General features: G+C 62.8%; 16 protein-coding genes. 8 read left to right on the top strand and 8 right to left on the bottom strand.

Annotation, left to right across the window (positions count from 1 at the left end):
- Position 1: 1 nt before the first annotated feature.
- Positions 2-610, bottom strand: a complete 609-nt coding sequence (locus AC04SH_RS11400) for a dimethylsulfonioproprionate lyase family protein (protein ID WP_488575087.1) — start codon at positions 608-610, stop codon at positions 2-4.
- Between the two features lie 151 nt (positions 611-761).
- Here AC04SH_RS11400 and AC04SH_RS11395 point away from each other — a divergent pair, with 151 nt between their 5' ends.
- Entirely contained in the window at positions 762-1,928 is a 1,167-nt protein-coding gene (locus tag AC04SH_RS11395; RefSeq protein WP_112565303.1) for an isobutyryl-CoA dehydrogenase, read from the top strand.
- A gap of 24 nt (positions 1,929-1,952) precedes the next feature.
- Positions 1,953-2,837: a 3-hydroxyisobutyrate dehydrogenase gene (gene mmsB / locus AC04SH_RS11390; protein ID WP_488575086.1), complete on the top strand. Its 885-nt coding sequence runs from the start codon at positions 1,953-1,955 to the stop codon at positions 2,835-2,837.
- Between the two features lie 282 nt (positions 2,838-3,119).
- On the opposite strand, the gene AC04SH_RS11385 is transcribed toward mmsB, so the two are convergent.
- From AC04SH_RS11385 to AC04SH_RS11365, 5 genes are all read right to left on the bottom strand, one after another.
- Positions 3,120-3,758 (bottom strand): cytochrome c oxidase assembly factor Coa1 family protein, encoded by a 639-nt coding sequence (locus AC04SH_RS11385; protein ID WP_488575085.1) that lies wholly within the window; start codon positions 3,756-3,758, stop codon positions 3,120-3,122.
- A gap of 118 nt (positions 3,759-3,876) precedes the next feature.
- Positions 3,877-4,242, bottom strand: coding sequence for a hypothetical protein (locus tag AC04SH_RS11380; protein WP_488575084.1), 366 nt, complete (start codon positions 4,240-4,242; stop codon positions 3,877-3,879).
- 125 nt (positions 4,243-4,367) lie between these two features.
- A complete protein-coding gene (locus AC04SH_RS11375) occupies positions 4,368-5,747 on the bottom strand; it encodes an aspartate aminotransferase family protein (protein ID WP_488575083.1) in 1,380 nt (459 codons plus the stop codon).
- Between the two features lie 251 nt (positions 5,748-5,998).
- Positions 5,999-8,068 carry a prolyl oligopeptidase family serine peptidase gene (locus AC04SH_RS11370; protein WP_488575082.1) on the bottom strand — a complete coding sequence of 690 codons (2,070 nt, stop codon included), beginning with the start codon at positions 8,066-8,068 and terminating at the stop codon, positions 5,999-6,001.
- 123 nt (positions 8,069-8,191) lie between these two features.
- Entirely contained in the window at positions 8,192-9,367 is a 1,176-nt protein-coding gene (locus AC04SH_RS11365) for an MFS transporter (RefSeq protein ID WP_488575081.1), read from the bottom strand.
- A 244-nt stretch (positions 9,368-9,611) separates the two neighbouring features.
- Here AC04SH_RS11365 and AC04SH_RS11360 point away from each other — a divergent pair, with 244 nt between their 5' ends.
- The 5 genes from AC04SH_RS11360 (at position 9,612) to AC04SH_RS11340 (ending at position 17,483) form a co-directional block, all read left to right on the top strand.
- The gene (locus tag AC04SH_RS11360; protein WP_488575080.1) at positions 9,612-11,189 is read left to right on the top strand and encodes a trimethylamine methyltransferase family protein; all 1,578 of its coding nucleotides are present in this window, start codon (positions 9,612-9,614) and stop codon (positions 11,187-11,189) included.
- 166 nt (positions 11,190-11,355) lie between these two features.
- The gene (locus AC04SH_RS11355; RefSeq protein WP_488575079.1) at positions 11,356-11,841 is read left to right on the top strand and encodes an endonuclease domain-containing protein; all 486 of its coding nucleotides are present in this window, start codon (positions 11,356-11,358) and stop codon (positions 11,839-11,841) included.
- Positions 11,838-14,408: a GcvT family protein gene (locus tag AC04SH_RS11350; protein ID WP_488575078.1), complete on the top strand. Its 2,571-nt coding sequence runs from the start codon at positions 11,838-11,840 to the stop codon at positions 14,406-14,408. The genes AC04SH_RS11355 and AC04SH_RS11350 overlap by 4 nt, the downstream gene beginning before the upstream one ends.
- 136 nt (positions 14,409-14,544) lie before the next feature.
- Positions 14,545-16,119 carry an ArnT family glycosyltransferase gene (locus AC04SH_RS11345; protein WP_488575077.1) on the top strand — a complete coding sequence of 525 codons (1,575 nt, stop codon included), beginning with the start codon at positions 14,545-14,547 and terminating at the stop codon, positions 16,117-16,119.
- A 56-nt stretch (positions 16,120-16,175) separates the two neighbouring features.
- Positions 16,176-17,483 carry a M24 family metallopeptidase gene (locus tag AC04SH_RS11340; protein WP_488575198.1) on the top strand — a complete coding sequence of 436 codons (1,308 nt, stop codon included), beginning with the start codon at positions 16,176-16,178 and terminating at the stop codon, positions 17,481-17,483.
- Here the strand turns inward: AC04SH_RS11340 and AC04SH_RS11335 are convergent.
- Both AC04SH_RS11335 and AC04SH_RS11330 read right to left on the bottom strand, forming a co-directional pair.
- Complete coding sequence (locus AC04SH_RS11335; RefSeq protein WP_488575076.1) at positions 17,448-18,275, bottom strand: phosphate/phosphite/phosphonate ABC transporter substrate-binding protein; 828 nt, start codon at positions 18,273-18,275, stop codon at positions 17,448-17,450. The two genes, AC04SH_RS11340 and AC04SH_RS11335, sit on opposite strands and share 36 nt — an antisense overlap.
- 91 nt (positions 18,276-18,366) lie before the next feature.
- Positions 18,367-19,377 carry a fatty acid desaturase gene (locus AC04SH_RS11330; RefSeq protein WP_488575075.1) on the bottom strand — a complete coding sequence of 337 codons (1,011 nt, stop codon included), beginning with the start codon at positions 19,375-19,377 and terminating at the stop codon, positions 18,367-18,369.
- Between the two features lie 230 nt (positions 19,378-19,607).
- Between AC04SH_RS11330 and AC04SH_RS11325 the strand changes: the two genes are divergently transcribed.
- On the top strand, positions 19,608-20,465 hold the full coding sequence (locus AC04SH_RS11325; RefSeq protein ID WP_203278444.1) for a helix-turn-helix domain-containing protein: 858 nt from the start codon (positions 19,608-19,610) through the stop codon (positions 20,463-20,465).
- Positions 20,466-20,554 lie beyond the last annotated feature (89 nt).

The following is a 20,554-nucleotide window of genomic DNA, read 5'->3' as shown; positions in this document are numbered from 1 at the left end:
CTCAGCCCCTGCCTTGCGCGCCGGGAATGGTCGACTTCTGCGCCAGCGGCCCGCCGCGCCAGATGTAGAGCGCAAACAGCGGCTCGTCGCCGGTGCGCATGGCATGGCTGACATTGGAAGCATGATGGATCACTTCGCCCGCCTGGCGGACGTGAAAGCCGCCCTCGCCCATCCGCCATTCAGTGCCGCCGGTCAGCGGAATGTAGATCTCCTCGGCAATGTGATGATGGTCGGGATAGGTGATATCAGGTCCAAGGATCAGCAATCCGGCCGCGGCCTCGTCGTTGAAGAAATGGCCGCGCAGCCCGAAAACCTCCAGCCAGCCATATCTCTGCAAGAATGCGGCGCCGAAATCCGCCGCATTGTAAGACTGCCCCCAATGCAGATCATTGCGGCGCTCCGCCAGCAGGCGCACCAGCGGCTGCGCGTCTGGCGGCGCCAGTTCGGCGATGCGGTTGAGCTGATCAACGCAAGGCAGCGGATGCGATTCGAGCGCACGGGCCGGCATTCTCCAGTCGATTCGAGCGACAGCGTCCCGCACCAGCGCATCGTCGATGCCCTCGAGATAGGCATGGAAGCGTTCGAGCAGCTCATCGAAATGTGTAGGCACGCAATGCTCCGTTGATCCATTCATGCACAGCCGCTGCGCAGCAGGCCGGGTTGCGCGGCGGCATCATTGGTCTAGATTGGGCGGCGCGCAAAGCCAAAAACAACAGGCCAGCAAGCCAACCCCCAGCAAGGGGAAACATAGGGAGCACGCCATGGACGCCGCGGTCGATGCGAGCACCAGCCAGTTCGAACTCAACGAGGAGCAGCGCGCCATCCAGGAGATGGCGCAGGCCTTCGCCGCCGATCGCGTCGCGCCTAATGCACTCGAATGGGACCGGGCAAAACACTTTCCCGCCGATGTGATCCGCGAGACCGGCCCGCTTGGCCTCGGCGGCATCTATGTCAGGGACGATGTCGGCGGTTCGGCGCTCGGCCGGCTCGACGCCGTGCTGATCTTCGAGGCGCTGTCGCACGCCGATCCGGCGTTTTCCTCCTTCATCTCCATCCACAACATGGCGGCCTCGATGATCGACCGCTTCGGCAGCGACGAGCAGCGCCAGCGTTTTTTACCGAAGCTGACCTCGATGGAATGGCTGGCAAGCTATTGCCTGACCGAGCCCGGCTCGGGCTCCGACGCGGCGGCGCTGAAAACGCGCGCGGTAAAGAGCGGCGACGATTATGTGCTGAACGGCGCCAAGCAGTTCATTTCCGGCGCCGGCGACAGCGACCTCTATGTCGTGATGGCGCGCACCGGTGCCGACGGACCCAAAGGCATTTCCACCTTCGTCGTGCCCAAGGACGCGCCCGGTCTCTCCTTCGGCGCCAATGAGCACAAGATGGGCTGGCACATGCAGTCGACCCGCCAGGTCATCTTTGAGGATTGCAAGGTGCCGGCGGCAAACCTGCTGTCCGGCGAAGGCGCCGGCTTCGGCATCGCCATGGCCGGGCTCGACGGCGGCCGCCTCAACATCGCCGCCTGTTCGCTCGGCGGCGCGCAATCGGCGCTCGACAAGGCGCTGGCCTATACCGGTGAACGCAAGGCTTTCGGCTCGAAGATCAACCAGTTCCAGGCGCTGCAGTTCAGATTGGCCGACATGGAAACCGAGCTGCAGGCGGCTCGCATTTTCCTCTATGCCGCCGCATCGAAACTCGACCGCAAGGCGCCGGATGCCGGCAAATGGTCGGCCATGGCCAAGCGCTTCGTCACCGATATCGGCTTTAACGTCGCCAACGAGGCGCTGCAGCTGCATGGCGGCTATGGCTATCTGCACGATTACGGCATCGAAAAGCTGGTGCGCGACCTGCGCGTCCACCAGATCCTCGAGGGCACCAACGAGATCATGCGCGTCATCATCGCGCGGGCACTGATCGGCCGCTGAAGCCAGCAATACCGGGAGAGAGATATGACGACGATCGCCTTCATCGGCCTCGGCAATATGGGCAATCCAATGGCCGCCAATTTGGTCAAGGCGGGGCATATTGTGAACGGCTTCGACCTGATGCCGGAGAATCTTGCGGTAGCGCGTGAACATGGTGTGACGGTAATGGCCAATGCTGTTGCCGCGGTGAAAGACGCCGATGTCGTCATCACCATGTTGCCAGCCGGCAAGCACGTGCTCTCGGTCTACGAGGACATCGCGCCCAGGGCCAAGCAAGGCGCTCTGTTCATAGATTCCTCGACCATCGATGTCGAGTCGGCCAGGAAGGCGCATGCCGTTGCAAAGAAGCACGGACTGCATTCGATCGATGCCCCCGTCTCCGGAGGCACAGGCGGCGCTGCAGCCGGCACCCTCACCTTTATGGCCGGCGGTTCGGGGGAAGCTTTTGCTGCCGCCGAGCCGATCCTGAAGCCGATGGCCGGCCGCATTGTCCATTGCGGCGATGACGGCGCCGGCCAGGCGGCAAAAATCTGCAACAACATGATGCTCGGCATTTCGATGATCGGCGTTGCCGAGGCCTTCGTGCTGGCCGAAAAACTGGGCCTCTCGCATCAGGCGCTGTTCGACGTCGCCTCGACCTCGTCCGGCCAGTGCTGGTCGCTGACCACCTACTGCCCGGTGCCCGGCCCGGTGCCGGCATCGCCGGCCAATAGGGATTACAAGCCGGGCTTTGCCGCGGCACTCATGCTGAAGGACCTGAAACTGTCGCAGGAGGCTGCCCAAAGTGCCGGCGCGGTGACGCCGATGGGGGCCGAAGCAGCCCAGCTTTATGCCCTGTTCAACGCGCAGGGAAATGGCGGCGCCGATTTTTCCGGCATCATAAATTTCCTTCGCGGCAATTCTCTATAAGTTTCGAATTTTGCACCGTTTTATCGATTTTTCTCGTATGGAAAAGTTGCAAATTTAGATTTGCTTAAGCTCTCGATAACCCGACGGTAACGATGTGCCTATACAACGGATGGCGAGGCGGACATATCGCATCCGCCCGGCGCTCCGGATCAGGTCTCGCGTACCGGAGCCCGTAAGTTTCGCAAGTGTTTTGTTGACGAAACGCCATGCGTATCTGGCAAAGCCGCGTTCCCGATGGGGCGCGGTTTTTGCGTTTCTAGGAACTATTGCCGCGTCGTCCGATTATATTTTGGTTGCCGCACCTGGACTGCCGATGTGATCCTCGTCAACCAGCACGATCGGCGCCCCTCCGGCCATGACGACAAGCAGGCGCAGATTCCATTTTCCCGCGCTGCGCACGGCATGCGACATCACCCAGCCCCAGCCATGGCTGCCATGGACGGGAACGCTGAGCTGGGCGTCGCCCGAGCCGTCTCCGACGACCTGGACGCTGCCGACCACCCAATAGCCGGCGTCAATATCTTCACCCAGCGCGGCCTTGACGCGGTCATCGGCGCGCACCGTCTCCATGGTCAGCCGGTAGGCGTCGCTGTTCTTCATCATGCGAGGAACGACGAGGGCCACGGCGGCAATACTGACAAGCGAGACCACGAACAGGCTGAACCCAGCGATCGCCCAGTTGCGTTGCACCCTGCGAAAATGCTCGGCATCGCGCCAGGACACATTCTGCCACGCCCAGCGGCTGCCCTTGGCGCCCAGGACGAAGAGCATGACGATGTTGACCAGCGGGACGAACATCAGCAGCGCGATGAAGGTGTTGTTGGCGATACCCCAGATCCAGTTGAGGAAAAACGCGCCCCAGTTCCAACGGTCGAGTTCGGACGGAATTTCAGCGGGCTGGTTGAGCGGTTGTACGGCCATCATGTCCCCCCATCGGCAATATGCCGCATGGGAGTCTAGCGTAGGCGCAATAAAACCGGAAACCGGTTTTCACCGCCACCAAGTCGGACAGAAGATGTCGTCGGGCGCGAAGCCTCAATCAATCCTTTGACGACAGCCGGCGGAAATTCGCCTTCACCGCGCGGCTGGCAGGCTTCAGCGCCGCGCTGATCGACCGTTCCACGGCTATGCCGTTGAACAGCGATGGCGTGCGGCCTGCAAAAACCTCCGGCCAGAAGCGCGCCGCCGATTGGAACAGCGCCATTTGCGCGGCAAACGCGCCTTCGGCAACAGCCGTGGCTTTCTCATTGATGGCGCGAGCCGTCTCGGAGCCAAGACCCCTGCCGCTTTGCGCGTCGGCTGCCATCAGCGGCAGGCGCATGGCCATCACCAATGGCGCCAGCATCAGGTCGGCCCCTATGGCGCTCGCTCTTCGCGTGCGCAGTGTCGTCGTGATCTTTTTCATGAACCCCTCAACTGCAGCCGATCCTGACGGCTGAGAACACTACGCGCGACGGCGGCTATCGTTCCCTGAAGCCACGAAGTTGCCCGGGGCGCCCTGATCGCAGCGCGCCCCGGCGATCGCTTCGCCTACTTCTTGCGCAAATCCGTTTGCGCCAGATCGAGCGCCCTGGCGATGCGTTCGCAAGCCGTGTCGATCGTCTCACGCGTCCAGATCAGCGGCGGCGACAGGATCATCGTGTCGCCGGTGGCGCGCAGCATCATGCCTTGCGCGATGGCGTGGTCACGAACGGTGACGGCGGCACTGCCCGCCGGCAGGAAGCGCTTCTTGGTCGCTTTGTCCTTGACGATCTCGATCGCCCCCATCAGCCCGATCGAACGCACCTCGCCGACCAGCTCGTGGCCGGCGATGCGCTCCTGCAGCGCCTGGGCGAAGTAAGGTCCGGTGTCGTTCTTGACGCGGTCGACCAGACCTTCGCGCTCCATGATCTCGAGGTTCTTCAGCGCCACCGCGCAGGCCACCGGGTGACCCGAATAGGTATAGCCGTGATAGAACTCGCCGCCTTTCTCCACCAGCGTCGCCGCGATGCGGTCGCCGACCAGCAGCGCCGAAAGCGGCTGGTAGCCCGACGTCAGCGCCTTGGCCGTGGTGATGGTGTCGGGCTCGATGCCGAAGGTCTGCGCGGCGAACCATTCACCGGTGCGGCCATAGCCGGTGATGACCTCGTCCAGCATCAGCAACACATCGTATTTGCGACAGATGCGCTGCACTTCAGGCCAGTAGCTCATCGGCGGGATTTTCACTCCGCCCGCCCCCATCACCGGCTCGCCGATGAAGGCGGCAACCTTGTCGGCGCCGGCCTCGAGGATGGCGTCCTCCACTGCCTTGGCGGCGCGCAGGCCGAAATCATGGTCGCTTTCGCCAGGCAGAGCCAGCTCATAGGCATAGGGCATCATCACATGGACGATGTTGGGGACAGCACCACCGAGCTGCTTGTGCATCAGATCCATCCCCCCCAGCGACGTCCCGGCGATAGTCGAGCCGTGATAGGCCGACTTGCGCGAGATGATACGGTTCTTCTCGGGCTTGCCTTCGAGCGCCCAGAAATGGCGGACAAGCCTGAGTGCCGTGTCGTTGGCCTCCGAACCGGAGGAGCCGTAGAACACTTGGGCGATGCCCTTGGGCGCCAGTTCGGCCAGCTTCTTCGACAACAGCACCGGCGTCGGCGTCGAGCATTTGAAGAAGGAGTTGTAGTAGGGCAATTCCTTCATCTGCGCGTAAGCAGCGTCGGCCAGCTCGTCACGGCCATAGCCGACATTGACGCACCACAGCCCTGCCATGCCGTCGAGAATCTCGGTGCCATCGGCATCGTAGATGAACGGGCCGTTGGCGTGGGTAATGATGCGCGAGCCGGCCTCGCGCAACTCCTTATGGTCGGTGAACGGATGCAGATGATGCGCGGCGTCGATCTGCTGAAGCTGCTTCAGCGAATAATTCTGATAGGTCATATCTGGGTCTTTCCTCTGAAATCATTCCGGCGATGCCGGGGCGAATTCGTCAGAGGACGGCAGGCGGTGAATAGCCGATGCGGGCGCACAGCCGCAAAAGTTCGGCACGCAGCGTGCGCGGCGACGGTGTCACCGCCACCCGAAATACGCGAGCCCCTAAGGCGCTGACCAAGATCCTGACGAGAGCCATGGCCGCACCTTAGAGCAAAGGCTGGTCGAGGTGAACCACCCTTTGCTTGGCCACGAGGGGTCTAGGCCGTGGCGGACAACGCCCTTTGCAGGAAGACGTATTTCATCGCCGTTTGTGCAGCCTGTGGCCGGCGGTCGCCGCGCCCGCCATGGCCACCCTCGGTCTCCTCGAAGAACAAAGTCCTGTCGTGCCCGGCTTCCTGCAGCCGCGCCGCCATCTTGCGGGCATGGCCGGGATGGACGCGGTCGTCAGCGGTCGACGTCGTCAGCAGCACCGGCGGATAGGCAGCGTCGGCTGACACATGCTGGTAGGGCGAATAGGCGCCCAGCCACCTGGCCTCTTCCGGTTTCGACGGATCGCCATATTCGCCCATCCACGAGGCGCCGGGCGGCAGTTCGGTGTAGCGCAGCATGTCGAGCAGTGGCACTTCGATGATGACGGCGCCGAACAGCTCGGGATGCTGCGTCAGGGAAACGCCGGTCAGCAGGCCGCCATTCGAACCGCCCTGGATGCCAAGTGAACCGGCCGTGGCGATGCCACGCTTGACGACATCCTGCGCCACCGCGGCGAAATCGTCGAAGGCATTCTGGCGGTTGCCCTTCAGCGCCGCCTGGTGCCAGGCGGGGCCGAACTCGCCGCCGCCGCGGATGCAGGCCTGCACATAGGCGTTGCCCTTTTCCAGCCACAGCCTGCCGCGCACGCCGGCATAGCCGGGCAGCAGCGGCACTTCGAAGCCACCATAGGCATAAAGCAGCGTCGGCACCGGACCCTTCTGGTCGCGTCGCCTGACGACGAAATACGGGATCATGGTGCCGTCCTTCGAGCGCGCCTCGAACTGTTCGGAAATCAGCGGCGCGGCATCGAAACGCGCCGGCTGCGACTTCACCGTGGCCAGCGTCTCGCCATCGTCGTCCGACCAGATGATCGAGCTCGGCGTCAGGAAATCGGTGAAGGAGAACGAGACGCTGGAGCCGAAATGCTCGGCGTGCGCAATACCGACATTCCCGTTTTCAGGCAGCGCCACCGGCTTGAGCGACCAGCTTTCCCCCTTGCGCTCGGCGACGATGACCTTGCCGCGCACATTGTCCATCAGATTGATGAACAGCCGGTCCTGCGTGCGGGCAATGCCGGCGATGGACACGCGATGCGCCGGCTCGAGCATGGTTTCGACAGGGCCCAGTTCACCGGTGTCGATCCAGCGTTCGAAATCCAGGGAATAGAGGCCGTCCGGCAAGCATTCAGTGCCGTCCGGCGCCGTCCACGGGCTGCGCACGCTGAACACAAACCGACCCTTGAACAGGGCCGTATCGGTGACATCGTCCGGCAGCGGAATGCGCCGGTTTTCGCCCGATGGCAGGCACAGGAAACTGTGCGAGGAGAAGAAGGCGATCGCGCGGGACAGAAACAGATACTGCCTGTCGCCGTCATATTCGACCCAGACGCCGGCCGCGAGATCCTGTTTCTCCGCCTCGAAGATCGGCGTCGCGTCTTCCAGGCGGGTGCCGCGCTTCCAAAGTTTGACGACGCGCGGATAACCGGACTGGGTCTTGTCCTCTTCCTCGAAGGCGGCCGAGACAAGGACGGTCTCCTTGTCCAGCCAGGAAAAGCCGGATTTGGAGGCCGGGGCGCTGAAGCCGCCCTCGACAAAGGATTTGGCTTCAATGTCGAATTCGCGCATCTCGCTGGCATCGCCGCCATCCGGTGACATCGCCACCAGGCAAAGGTTGAAGTCGGGATAGAGGCGGCTGGCGCCGCTGAACACCCACTTCACGCCCTCCCTGGCCGAAAGCACGTCGAAGTCGATGATGGTTTCCCAATCCGGCTTCTCGGTCTTGTAGGAGGCGACCGTCGTGCGGCGCCAGAGGCCGAGCACATTGGTCTTGTCCTGCCAGAAGTTGTAGACATGGCCGTTGAGCGCCGCACCGACCGCGATGTTGTCTTCGGCCGTCATCAGGTCGAGCGCCGTCTCGAACGCCGCCTGATAGGAAGGATCGCCCTGCAGTTCGCCTGATGTGACCTCGTTCTGGCGATGCACCCAGTCGAGCGATTGCTTGCTGGTCCGATCTTCCAGCCAGAGGAAATTATCCTCGGCGGCGGTCTCGGTCTGGCGTTTTGTCGTCGATTGGGTCACGCATGGTCTCCAAGCTATTGGCGGGCGGCCCTGCCTACATCGCGTCCCAGGCGGTTTTATTCAAGATGGTGACGTCAGGTCATCGAGACTGATGGGGTTAGCCTCTGCTCCAGACAACCCCTGTCAGGCGTTTTGGCGCTTGAAGGATCGATAGAGCGCGAAGCTCACCAGCAGTGCGTCGAGGCCGGCGATGACCACCGGCAGGCCGAGCGGGCCGATGACCTGCATCAAGGCACCAGCGCCGGGCGGGCCGACAATGCCGCCGGCGCCCCACATCAAGGCGAAGGCGGCGTTACCGGCGACCAGCACCGTTCCCTTGAAGCGGCTGCCGAGCTCGACCAGCGCCATGGTGTAGACGCCGTAACCGACCGCGCCCATCACCACCAGCACCGGCCAGACCAGCGGCGTGGTGATCAGCATCGGCAGCGACAGCGCGCACGCTGCTGTCGCCAGTGCGCAAAAGACGATCATCGCCCGGCCGCCGAAACGTTCGGCCATCAGCCCGAGCGGGATCTGCAGAAGGATATTGCCGGCCGACAGCGCCGTCACCAGCGCCGCGAGCTTTGCTTCGGGAAGCGCATAGCCGGCGCCGAAGACCGGGATCAGCGCATAGGTGCTCTGCTGCACCGCCGCTGAAACCAGCACCGCCAGAAGCAATGCCGGCGCCAGCCTGGCAAAGCCGAAAAGGCCGCTGGCCGGCTGGCCGTCATCTTCGAAGCCGGTCAGCTTCGACGACACTGCGCGCAGGATCAGCGCGCAAAGCGCAAAACCTGCTATCGCGGCAATGAAAGGCGGCCATCCCGAGGCACCGACGGCGATCAGGATGAGCGGCCCGGCCGCGTAGCCGGCACCCATCAGCGCATTGAACACCCCCATCACCCGGCCGCGGCGCGACGGCGGCGCCAGCGACAGCGCCCACACTTCGCCGAGCACATAGAGCGGGTTGATGACCACGCCGACGAAAAAGCGGATACCGAACCAGGCCACCCAGTCCTGCAGGTAGCCGATGCCCAGAAAGCACAGCGCCCCGATCAGCGAACAGCCGACGGCGAGATTGCGGGCGCCGAACAGCCGCACCGCGGCCGGTACGAAGGACGCCGACAGGATGAGGCCGACCGGCATCATCGCCGCGGAAAGCCCGATCAAGGCCGGCGACATGCCTTGCCGCTGCATCAAGAGCGTGAACAGCGGATAGCTCAAGCCTTGCGCCGCACCGAACATGGCCAGGGCCGCGGTGACGCCGGCAAGCGCTGCCCATTGCGTCCCCGCCTCGCCCTCGCTCGCGCCGGTGGTGGCCATATTGCTTTCCATGTGAACTGCCGGCCCATTCAGCGGCAAACCATGAGCTAGCGGTTCGAATTTGCGAAAGAAAGGGCCGCCGCCATAATCCCCTTACGCCAAGGGCTAGTGGGCGCGTCCTATCTATCGCAACCTGCCGTTCCGGCATGTCGCTTCCCTCGTCCTAGTGGTCGCCGCCTCCGCAATGGCCGGACAGCCGCCGGTCCATTATGCCGGCCGCTACCCGCATTGTACGAGGACCATCATGACCGCCGCCCTGCATCCAGCCGAACCGCCTTTGGCAACCGACCGCGCCCGTCGTGGTGGTCGTGCGGGCAAGCGCGCCGGCGGCTCGGCCGCCTTCGAACAGCCGGCTTTCCGGCAATTGAGAAACCCGCTGACGCCGACCAAGCTGGTCTCCGACGACGAGCTGGAATCGATCCACCTCGCCTCGCTGCGCGTGCTTCGGGAGATCGGCGTCGACGTGCTGCACGACGAAGCGCGTCGCATCATGAAGGAAAATGGCGCCGACGTGACCGCGGGCAGCGAGCGGGTGCGCTTCGACAGCGACATGATCCTCGATCTGATCTCGAACTGCCCGTCGGAATTCACGCTGCATGCCCGCAACCCGGCGCACGATATCCGCTTCGGCGGCAACAATGTGATCCTGTCGATGATGGCCTCGGCGCCGAACTGCTCCGACCTCGATCGCGGCCGCCGCCCGGGCAACCAGCAGGACTATCGCAACTTCCTGCGCCTGGCGCAGATGCACAACATCCTGAACTGCACCGGCGGCTATCCGGTCGAGCCGACCGACATCCATCCCTCGGTGCGCCACCTCGAATGCATCCGCGACCTCGCCACCCTGACCGACAAGGTGTTCCACATCTATTCGCTCGGCAAGGAACGCAATGTCGACGGCATCGAGATCACCAGGATCGCGCGCGGCATCAGCCATGAGCAGATGCTGGAAGAGCCGTCCGTCTTCACCATCATCAACACCAATTCGCCGCTGAAGCTCGACGTGCCGATGATGGAAGGCATCATCCAGATGTCGAGCAAGGGCCAGGTCGTTGTCGTCACGCCCTTCACCCTGTCGGGCGCGATGGCGCCGGTCACCATCGCCGGCGCGCTGGTGCAGCAGAATGCCGAGGCGCTGTCCGGCATCGCCTTTGCGCAGATGGTGCGCAAGGGCGCGCCGGTCGGCTATGGCGGCTTCACCTCCAATGTCGACATGAAGTCCGGCTCGCCGGCCTTCGGCACGCCCGAATACATGAAGGCGCAGCTTGTCGGCGGCCAGCTTGCCCGCCGCTACAAGATCCCCTACCGCACCTCCAACACCTGCGCCGCCAACACGGTAGACGCACAGGCCGCCTATGAAAGCGTGTTTTCGCTGTGGGGCGCCATCCAGGGCGGCGGCAATCTGATGATGCACGGCGCCGGCTGGCTGGAAGGCGGCCTGCGCTGCTCCTACGAGAAGACCATCCTGGACATCGACCTGTTGCAGATGGTGGCGGAGTTCCTGACCCCGCTCGACCTCTCCGAAGAGGCGCTCGGCTTCGACGCCATCCAGTCTGTCGGCCCCGGCGGCCATTTCTTCGGCACCCAGCACACGCAAGACCGCTACAAGAACGCCTTCTATTCGCCCATCCTTTCCGACTGGCGCAATTTCGAGACCTGGGCCGAAGCCGGCTCGCCGACCGCGCTGGAAAAGGCCAACAAGGTCTGGAAGGAACGGCTGGCGTCCTACGAAGAACCCTATATGGACCCGGCGATCCGCGAAGAGCTCAACGACTTCGTCGAAAAGCGCCGCTCCGAAGGCGGCGCGCCGACCGATTTCTGATCATCTGTGTTGGTTTGATGAACTGATCATTCGTATGGATTTGATGAACGGTCGACCCCCACTCCGTCGAGCTGCGCTCGACACCTCTCCCCCGATCGACGGGGGAGAGGAAAGGCGCGAGCTTACGCAGGCTGGTTCCCTTCCTCTCCCTCCGGAGGGGGGAGAGGTGGCGCCGCGAAGCGGCGACGGAGTGGGGGAAGGCGTTCATGAAACCCGCAGTCGCCGAAAAACAGGCACAACGAAGCGAGCGCGTAATCTCCGGCAAGCGGGTAACCAGGCGGAAGCATTGCTTTGGCTTGAGTTGAAAGCTCGCAAGCTCGGCGGCTATCGCTTTACGCGCCAGTTTTCCATCGGCCCCTTCTTTGCCGACTTCGCTTGCCGCGAAAAATGGCTCGTTGTTGAAATCGATGGCCACCAACACGCCGACCGTTCATATGACCGCCGCCGCGATGACTTCATGCGCGCCGAGGGCTATTCGATCCTGCGTGTCTGGAACCATGATGTCCTGAAACATCGTACTTCCGTCTGTGAAACCATCCTTGCCGCGCTTGATGGCAGGCTGGCCGAGAACATCACTGCATCCGATCTGCGCTTTGTTTTCACGCCCCGTCCATTCGAATCAGTCTCTTCAAAAACGGACCCATCTTTATGAAATCTCACGTCAAAGCGGTTGTCATTGGCGGCGGCGTCGTTGGCTGCTCGGTTCTCTACCATCTGGCCAAGGCCGGCTGGACCGACATCATGCTGATCGAGCGTTCGGAGCTGACCTCCGGTTCGTCCTGGCATGCGGCGGGCGGCTTCCACACGCTGAACGGCGACCCGAACGTCGCCAAGCTGCAGGCCTATACGGTGCAGCTCTACAAGGAGATCGAGGAGATTTCCGGCCAATCCTGCTCGCTGCATCTGACCGGCGGCGTGATGATGGCCGATACGCCCGAGCGCATGGACTTTCTGCGCCTCGCCCACGCCAAGGGCCGCTATCTCGGCATGGACACCGAGCTGATCACCCCGTCCGAAGCCAAGGCGATGTTCCCGCTGATGGACGAGACCAATTTTGTCGGCGCCATGTGGGATCCGGTCGAAGGCCATCTCGACCCCTCCGGCACCACCATCGCCTATTCCAAGGCGGCCAAGAAACTCGGCGCCGAGATCGTGCTGCGCAACCGCGTCGTCGACCTGACCCAGCAGCCTGATGGCACCTGGAACGTCGTCACCGAGCAGGGCACGGTCCATGCCGAGCATGTCGTCAATTGCGGCGGCCTGTGGGCGCGCGAGATCGGCCGCATGGTCGGCGTCGAACTGCCGGTGCTGGCGATGGAGCACATGTACCTGCTCACCGAGCCGATGCCGGAGGTCGAGGAGTTCAACAAGTCGACCGGCCGCGAAATGATCGGCGTGCTCGACTTCAAGGGCGAGATCTACACCCGCCAGGAACGCAACGGCATCCTGCTCGGTACCTATGAAAAGGCCTGCAAGCCGTGGTCGCCGGTCAACACGCCGTGGGATTTCGGCCATGAACTGCTGCCGCCGGACCTCGACCGCATCGCGCCGTCGCTGGAAATCGGCTTCAAGCATTTCCCCGGCATCGAAAAGGCCGGCATCAAGCAGATCATCAACGGCCCCTTCACCTTCGCGCTCGACGGCAATCCGCTGGTCGGCCCGGTGCAAGGCCTGACCAATTTCTGGTGCGCCTGCGCCGTCATGGCCGGCTTCAGCCAGGGCGGCGGCGTCGGCCTCGCACTGTCCAACTGGATGGTGCATGGCGACCCGGGCTTCGACGTCTGGGGCATGGATGTCGCCCGCTTCGGCGAGTGGGCCGGCCTGCGCTACACCAACGCCAAGGTGCGCGAAAATTATTCGCGCCGCTTCTCCATCCGCTTCCCCAATGAAGAGCTGCCGGCGGCTCGCCCGGCGCAGACGACGCCGCTCTATGACACCATGCTGGCCAACAACGCCGTCATGGGCGACAGCTGGGGCCTCGAAACCCCGTTGTGGTTTGCTCCAAAGGGCAAGGAGCCGAAGGACATCGTCTCCTTCCACCGCTCCAACGATTTCAGCCCTATCGGCGAGGAAGTCCGTGCCACGCGTGAGAAGGTCGGCGTCACCGAAATCGCCAACTTCGCCAAATACGAAGTGTCGGGACCTGCGGCTGAGGATTTCCTCAACCGGCTGATGACCAACCGCATGCCGAAGATCGGCCGCATCGTGCTGACGCCGATGATCAACGAATTCGGCAAGCTGATCGGCGACTTCACCATCGCCAAGGCCAGCGAGGACCGCTTCATGATCTGGGGTTCATCGGCAGCGCAGAAATACCATATGCGCTGGTTCGAAAAGCATCTGCCTAGGGATGGGTCGGTGCGCATCCACCGCTTCGACCAGACGCTGGTCGGTCTCTCCATCGCTGGTCCGAAATCGCGCGACCTGCTGCAGAAGCTGGTCGATGTCGACATTTCGACCAAGGCTTTCCGCTTCATGGATTTCCGCGAAATGGCGGTCGGCGGCGCGCCCTGCATGGTCAACCGCATCACCTATACCGGCGATCTCGGCTACGAGATCTGGATGGCGCCGGCCTATCAGCGTCTGGTCTACAAGGCCATCAAGGACGCCGGCGAGGAGTTCGGCCTGGTCGATTTCGGCATGCGCGCTTTGCTCTCCATGCGCCTGGAAAAGAACTTCCCAACCTGGTTCCGCGAGCTACGCCCGATCTACGGGCCGTTCGAAGGCTCGATGGACCGCTTCATCAAGCTCGAGAAGAACGACTTCATCGGCCGCGAGGCCGCCGCCAAGGAACAGGCGGAAGGGCCGAAGCTGCGCCGCGTCTCGTTTATCGTCGATGCGACCGATGCGGATGTGATGGGCGACGAGCCGATCTGGGCCAAGGTCAGCAAGGACTACGGCACGGTTGAAAAGCCGCATGGCTATGGCGCGCCGCGCTTCGACACGGCGGGCAAGGAAGTCCGTGGCTCAAAGGCTGCCGAGGGGGCTTCGGCCGTGCGCGGTATCGTCGATGGCGACTGGCGCGTGGTCGGCTGGGTCACCTCGGGCGGCTATGCGCATTCCGTGCAGAAGTCGATGGCTCAAGGCTATGTGCCGGCAGCGCTGGCCGAGGACGAAAGTGCCGGCCTGTTCGAGATCGAGATCCTCGGCCATCGGCGTTCCGCCCGCATCAATGTCGAGGCGCCCTTCGATCCGAGCGGCGAGAAGATGCGGACCTAAAGCAATTCCAGGAAAAGTGTGAAGCGGTTTTCCGTCCGGAATTGCGTAGAAACATAAAGATATAGAGCGGTTCGGCGTTTCTGAACCGCTCTATATCGGCGACAGCGTGTGTGAGATCGTGTAAGGGGCATCGGCGGTGGCCACAGGCCTTTCCCTCGATGAGAAGACGATCCCCTTGCAGTATCTAGAGAAATGGACGGACTGGCTGTGCGAAGGCAAGGCCGGTCCTTTCAACGCCGCGCTGGTCTCTCTCGCGGTCTATTGCCTTGTCCAGATCGTGGTGATGACGCTGTTGTCCCACATCGTGGGAACCGGCGTCGGCGTCGACGATTCCGAACAGCTGATGTACATGCATTACCTCTGGGCCGGCTATGGCGGCTCGCAGCCGCCTCTCTATACGTGGCTTGCCCGCCTCGTCGCCGGCGTCGTCGGGACGAATATACTCGCGCTCAAGATCGTGAAGTATCTTTTGATCGGCGTGGCGCTGGCGTCGGCTTTCATCGCAGTGCGCCGTCTCGGCTATTCCAGCCGGGCTGGCGCCGCCGCTATGTTCGGCCTGTTGTTGTTTCCGCAGATGGTGTGGGAGATGCAGCATGCCCTCACCCACTCGATTGCCGCCTTCTGTTTTTCAGTGGTGCTGTTTCTTGCGCTCGTCGAACTGGTGCAGCGGCGATCGCTCTTGGCTTATGTGCTTTTCGGTGTGGCTATCGCTGCCGCGATCCTGTCGAAATACAACAATGTGATTTTTCTCGCCGCGCTGATCCTGTCGACGCTTTCGCTGCGCGAAACACGCAGCGTCGTGCTGAATCGCCAGTTTTTGATTAGTGTCGCGCTGGCTGTGCTGCTTTGCCTGCCGACACTCTACTGGAGCCTGACTCACACCGACCAGCTGCTGTCGCACGCCGGCGGCTTCGGCATGGCCAGGGAAAATGGTGTGATCCAGAACGCGCTCACTGGAGTATGGGGACTCGGCAGGGCGATGCTGAATTTCGCCGGGCTGCCGGCCGGCATATTCGCGGTGGCTTTTCTCATCGCAAGGAACAGACCGGCGCCAGCCCTGCAACCGCCGCCATGGGCCCAAAAGCTGGTATGGCGCACCATCGCTTTTGCCTTTGCCATCACCCTCGTGCTCGTCCTTGCGAGCGGCGCAACGCAGTTTCGCGATCGCTGGATGCTTCCCATACTCGTGCTGCTGCCCACAGCACTGGCCATACACATGGACGCCAGGGGAGACCGCGGCAGAAAGGTGCAGGACGTCGCCGTCTTTGTCGGCGCGACGCTTGCCATCCTTGTGTTGCCATTGACCTGGTATGCGCATCTTTATGGCGGTGACAGTCGCGGCAGCATCGTGCGCATGGACTACACGGCGCTTTACGCTCAGCTGACGGCAAACGGACCGATCCGCACAACGGTATCGAGCTGGCACTGGTTGGGAAATCTGCGTCTCATCGATCCCGATCTCATCGTCCTCGATGAAGAATTGCCGGACTTCAGCCAGCTGCTGAAAGAGCCGGCAGTGCTTGTCACGACGAACGACAAGGAAGATGTCGACGCCGTCCTCGAGCTGCTGGATCAGGCTGGCTATGTGGCAGATGGACCGCCGCAGCAGCTTGCCGTGCCGCAGCTGTTCGGCAGCGACCCGCCCATCCGCATTGTAACCGTCACGCGGCTGAAGAAGGTGGCGGCCGCGGCAGGCGCAACACCACAATAGCGTCGGCAGGGAGGCCTCGGGTGGAGAAGCAAGGGTTCGGTCGTCACCGCAAGATCATGCCGTTCGAGCCGGGCTCGGTCGAGGCCTTGCGCGACGCCTCGCGCCAGAAGGCGGCTTCGCTGAACCAGCACGTGCTGGGCTATGGCGCGCTGGCTGAATCCGAATGGCAAGCGGCAGGCATCGCAGCACCCGACCTGCCCGCGATGCGTAAATACCGGCTCAAGCGCATCCGCGCTGAGCTGAAGCGCCGCGGCTATGCCGGCACCCTGCTCTACGACCCCGTCAACATCCGCTACGCCACCGATTCGACCAACATGCAGCTGTGGGTCGCGCACAACCCGACCCGCCACTGCTTCGTCGCCACCGAGGGACCGGTGGTGCTGTTCGACTATTTCTCCTGCGAGCATCTCTCCGACCATTCCGGCGTCGTCGACGAGGTGCGGCCGGCAGTGTCGTGGATGTATCTCTATGGCGGCGAGCTGACCGAGCAGAAAGTCCGCCGCTGGGCGGCCGGCATCGCCGATCTGGTCAGGCAACATGGCGGCGGCAACAGCCGCATCGCCGTCGACCACATCAATCCCGAAGGCGTCGAGGAACTCGCCCGCCTCGGCATTGCCATCGGCAATGGCGAAGCGGTGATGGAAAATGCACGGCTGATCAAGTCGCCGGACGAGATCCTCGCCATGCGCCGCGCCATCGTCGCCTGCGAGGCGGCGATGGGCGAGATGGAAGCGGCGCTGAAGCCTGGCATTTCCGAAAACGAACTCTGGGCCGAGCTGCATCGCGGCAACATTGCGCGCGGCGGCGAATGGATCGAAACCCGGCTGCTGACGTCGGGGCCGCGCACCAATCCATGGTTCCAGGAATGCTCGTCACGCGTTATCGAAGCAGGCGATCTCGTCGCCTTCGACACCGACCTGATCGGCCCCTACGGCTTCTGCGCCGATCTCTCACGCACCTTCCTTTGCGGCGACGAAAGGCCGTCGAACGAGCAGCGTGATCTCTTCCGCATCGCGGCCGACCAGATCGCCCACAACACGCAACTGCTGCAGCCCGGCATCTCCTTCCGTGACCTGGTCGAACGCTCCGTGGTGCCGCCGGGAGATTGCTTCCCGACCCGATACGGCGTGCTCTATCACGGCGTCGGGCTAGCCGACGAATATCCGACCCTGCCGCATGCCAGCGACTGGACGCCGGGCACGCCCGACGGCGTGCTGGAGCCGGGCATGGTGCTGTGCGTGGAAAGCTATATCGGCAGGCTTGGCGGCCATGAGGGCGTCAAGATCGAGGAGCAGATCCTGATCACCGCGGCCGGCAACGAGCAGCTTTCAACCTACCCGTTGGATGCGAGGTTGCTCGGCTAGACTGGCGAGGGCCTCGCGCATTGCGCGGGCCATCTTTTCCGGCGTGGTCCTGGCAGTGATGTATGGCAAGCCTTTGCGCCGCGCCGTCCAGCCGACAACAGCGACCTTGCGTGCCGCTGGCTCGAAACGCTGCGCCAGCGCCCAGCTCTCGCAGTCGATCGCGGCGATATCCGCCTTGCCCTCGGCAACCGCGACGATCGAACCGCGATGGCCGCCACTCTCGCTGCGCGACGAAAAGATATCGAGACTTTCGCCGGCCGCTTGCAGGTCGCGCGTCAGCGCAATGACGCCCGACATCGAATCGAGACTGTTGAAGGTGAAGCGCTTGCCACGCATGAGATCGAGCGGCAGCAAGGTTTTGCCATCCGCAGGCGACCGAACCTGTGGCCCCTCGCCTATCCGCATCACCAGCGCGCTCGAATAGAGCTCGCCTTGTCCGCCCTCAAAGGCGTCGTACCTCGGCTGTCCGACCACCTGCACCTGTTTGGACAGGCCGAGCTCCATCGGCCCCCAGCAGGTCTGCGCGAACAGCAGCGCCGGATGCAGCCAAAGCTGGTGATGGTCGAGTTCGTTCGGCGGCAGCGTTGCCGGATCGGGCGCGATCAGTCTGCCCTCGGCGTCGTGGATGCCGCCCGGCACCGGCGGCAGGTCACCATTGCGGCGCACGATTGTCTGCGGCGCATCGATGCCCTTTTGCCTAAAAGTCTCGCGCAACCCGGCCCATTGTGCATCGACCTCGTCGCGCACTTCGGGCCAGTCATACATCGGCAAAGCCGCAACCAAGTCACTCATGCCGACACTCAATCATCATGTCTCAGGAAAGGATCGCAAAAACGCGGCGTCCAATCAGAATTGGCCGACACGGGTCCTGGGATGCCCCGGATTATTCCTTGGGCGGCTCGGCGGGAACCGGCGCGCTGCCGAGCCCGCTGATGCTGCGCGCCCTGATGCGCGGCTTGAACGCCCTGCCCGGCTCGGCCTGGCGCCGCAGCACCGGGTGCACGATCGGCTCCTTGGCCTTGAAGGCGTAAGCTTTGATCAGCGCGAAGTAGTTCGGATAGGCATAGCCGTTGTTCATCCGCAGCCACTCGTCGCGGCGGTCGCGAAACAGCTTCGGCAGTCTGTACCAGGCCACTGTCGGTATCTTGTGATGGACGAAGTGCAGATTGTTGTTGAGGAAAAGGAACGACAGCGGCGAGCGCTCGATGATCACCGTGCGCCCCTCAGGATGCTCGGACCACTGATGCTCGGCGAAGGTGCGGACAGCGATCAGCGACTGGCCGAGCCAGACCGGCACCAGAATGTAGAGCCATACGGGGATGCCGAAGCTGAACTGCACGACCGGCAGCACGATGGCGAGACCGACCGCATGCAGCAGCCATGCCTTGCCGATCACCTTGTCGCCGGCAATCATGTGCTTGGCGTCGTCGATGAAGAAACCGATGCAGGACAACCAGGGGCCGAGAAAGAAACGGCCGACCATTGTGTTGTTGATCTTGAGCAGGAATTTCATCGTCGGCGGCAGATCGTCATGCATCCACAGCGCCTGGTAATAGCTCTCGGGATCGTCGAGCGGATCGGTCAGTCGCTCGTCGGCGTGGTGGCGCAAGTGAAGCGTCTTGAAGCGACGGAACGGCCAGACCAGGCCGATCGGCAGGAAGACGAAGGCTTCATTGATCAGCGCGCTGCGCGTCGGATGGCCATGCAGCACTTCGTGCATGATTGACGACTGCAGGGCCAGGATGAAGCCGAGGAGAATGAGAGCCAGGATCGGATAAGAAGGCCAGAACAGCAAACCGACAGCAAGCCATGTTCCGTAACAGAAGAAAGCGAGGACCACGGTCGGCCATTCGATGGCCGCTGCGTTGCGTCGCTTGATGCTCTTGCCTGCCATGCTATCGACCACTGTCCTTCAGTCGCCGGAACCCCAATTGATTCCTGACAGCATAGTGTCAGGAGAAGCGATTCCACTCAACGAGACAAAGTGTACAAAATGTTGCGATTGCGCATTTTTGACCGCACATGTTACACATTGTAAACAGCCTCAGGGATTCATTTACGCCTGGAGCCCTGATTCGACGGCTCTGGCGCAAATTTTTCCTCAAAGAGCGGGGAGGACGAACAGTGGACAAACGGGACCTGTCAGCCATCTTTCGGGAGCGTCTGAAGCTGCTCCTGACACGATCCGACCTCAACCAGTCAGCCTTCGCGTCAGCAGTCGGCATCGATCGGTCGGCGCTGTCGCAACTGATGTCCGGCGCTTCGACGCGGCTGCCGCGCGCCGAAACGCTGCTCAACATCGCCGCCGAATTCAAAGTGTCTCTGGATTGGCTGCTTGGGCTCAGCCAAGACGAAGGCGTCACCGGCGAAATCCGCGAAAGCCTGGAGATCGAGGAGGCGCCCGACGGTTTCGACCGCACGCTCTTGGCCAAATGGTTTGCGGAAGCCGCGGGCACCAAGATCCGCTATGTGCCGGCCGGCATTCCCGACCTCCTGCGCACACGCCAGCTGGTCGATTACGAAGCCAACATCACCAACCGCAGCCGTCTGGCGCAGGCCAGCGAGACCCAGTACCGCATCGAGTACAACAGGCGCCCGGAGACCGATATGGAGGTCTGCATGCCGCGCCACACGCTGGAGATTTTTGCCCGCGGCCTCGGCGTCTGGGATCGTTTTCCCGAGGCAGACCGGCGGCAGCAGCTCGCCCATATGGCGACGCTGCTTGACGATCTCTACCCGACCTTCCGCCTGTTTCTCTATGACGGCCGCATGCGCTACTCGATCCCGCTGACCATCTTCGGTCCCTACCGCGCCGCCATCTATGTCGGCGACATGTATGTGGTGCTGAATGCCACCCAGCCGGTGCAGGCGCTGACCCGGCATTTCGACAATCTGATCCGCGCCGCCGACGTCAACCCGCACGAAGCAGCCGCCTTCGCGCGCAATCTGGCCGGCGCGTCATTTCCGTCGGGTTCTGCCTGATCGTCAACGCCCCGGAAAGGGGCGCAGTGCGGCGACCGCGGGCCGCAAACACATTGACTGGACATAAAGACTTCTTTATATCCTTATTC

The organism is Mesorhizobium sp. CNPSo 4688, from assembly GCF_057784295.1.
The sequence above is the reverse complement of the archived record's forward strand: the minus strand, read 5'-3'. Positions and strand labels throughout refer to the sequence as shown.

Bases quoted from the DNA above. Each gene is read 5' to 3' on its own strand.
- AC04SH_RS11395 (WP_112565303.1), top strand. From the start codon at position 762: ATGGACGCCGCGGTCGATGCGAGCACCAGCCAGTTCGAACTCAACGAG.
- mmsB (WP_488575086.1), top strand. From the start codon at position 1,953: ATGACGACGATCGCCTTCATCGGCCTCGGCAATATGGGCAATCCAATG.
- AC04SH_RS11385 (WP_488575085.1), bottom strand. From the start codon at position 3,758: ATGGCCGTACAACCGCTCAACCAGCCCGCTGAAATTCCGTCCGAACTC.
- AC04SH_RS11380 (WP_488575084.1), bottom strand. From the start codon at position 4,242: ATGAAAAAGATCACGACGACACTGCGCACGCGAAGAGCGAGCGCCATA.
- AC04SH_RS11375 (WP_488575083.1), bottom strand. From the start codon at position 5,747: ATGACCTATCAGAATTATTCGCTGAAGCAGCTTCAGCAGATCGACGCC.
- AC04SH_RS11365 (WP_488575081.1), bottom strand. From the start codon at position 9,367: ATGGCCACCACCGGCGCGAGCGAGGGCGAGGCGGGGACGCAATGGGCA.
- AC04SH_RS11360 (WP_488575080.1), top strand. From the start codon at position 9,612: ATGACCGCCGCCCTGCATCCAGCCGAACCGCCTTTGGCAACCGACCGC.
- AC04SH_RS11350 (WP_488575078.1), top strand. From the start codon at position 11,838: ATGAAATCTCACGTCAAAGCGGTTGTCATTGGCGGCGGCGTCGTTGGC.
- AC04SH_RS11340 (WP_488575198.1), top strand. From the start codon at position 16,176: ATGCCGTTCGAGCCGGGCTCGGTCGAGGCCTTGCGCGACGCCTCGCGC.
- AC04SH_RS11335 (WP_488575076.1), bottom strand. From the start codon at position 18,275: ATGAGTGACTTGGTTGCGGCTTTGCCGATGTATGACTGGCCCGAAGTG.
- AC04SH_RS11330 (WP_488575075.1), bottom strand. From the start codon at position 19,377: ATGGCAGGCAAGAGCATCAAGCGACGCAACGCAGCGGCCATCGAATGG.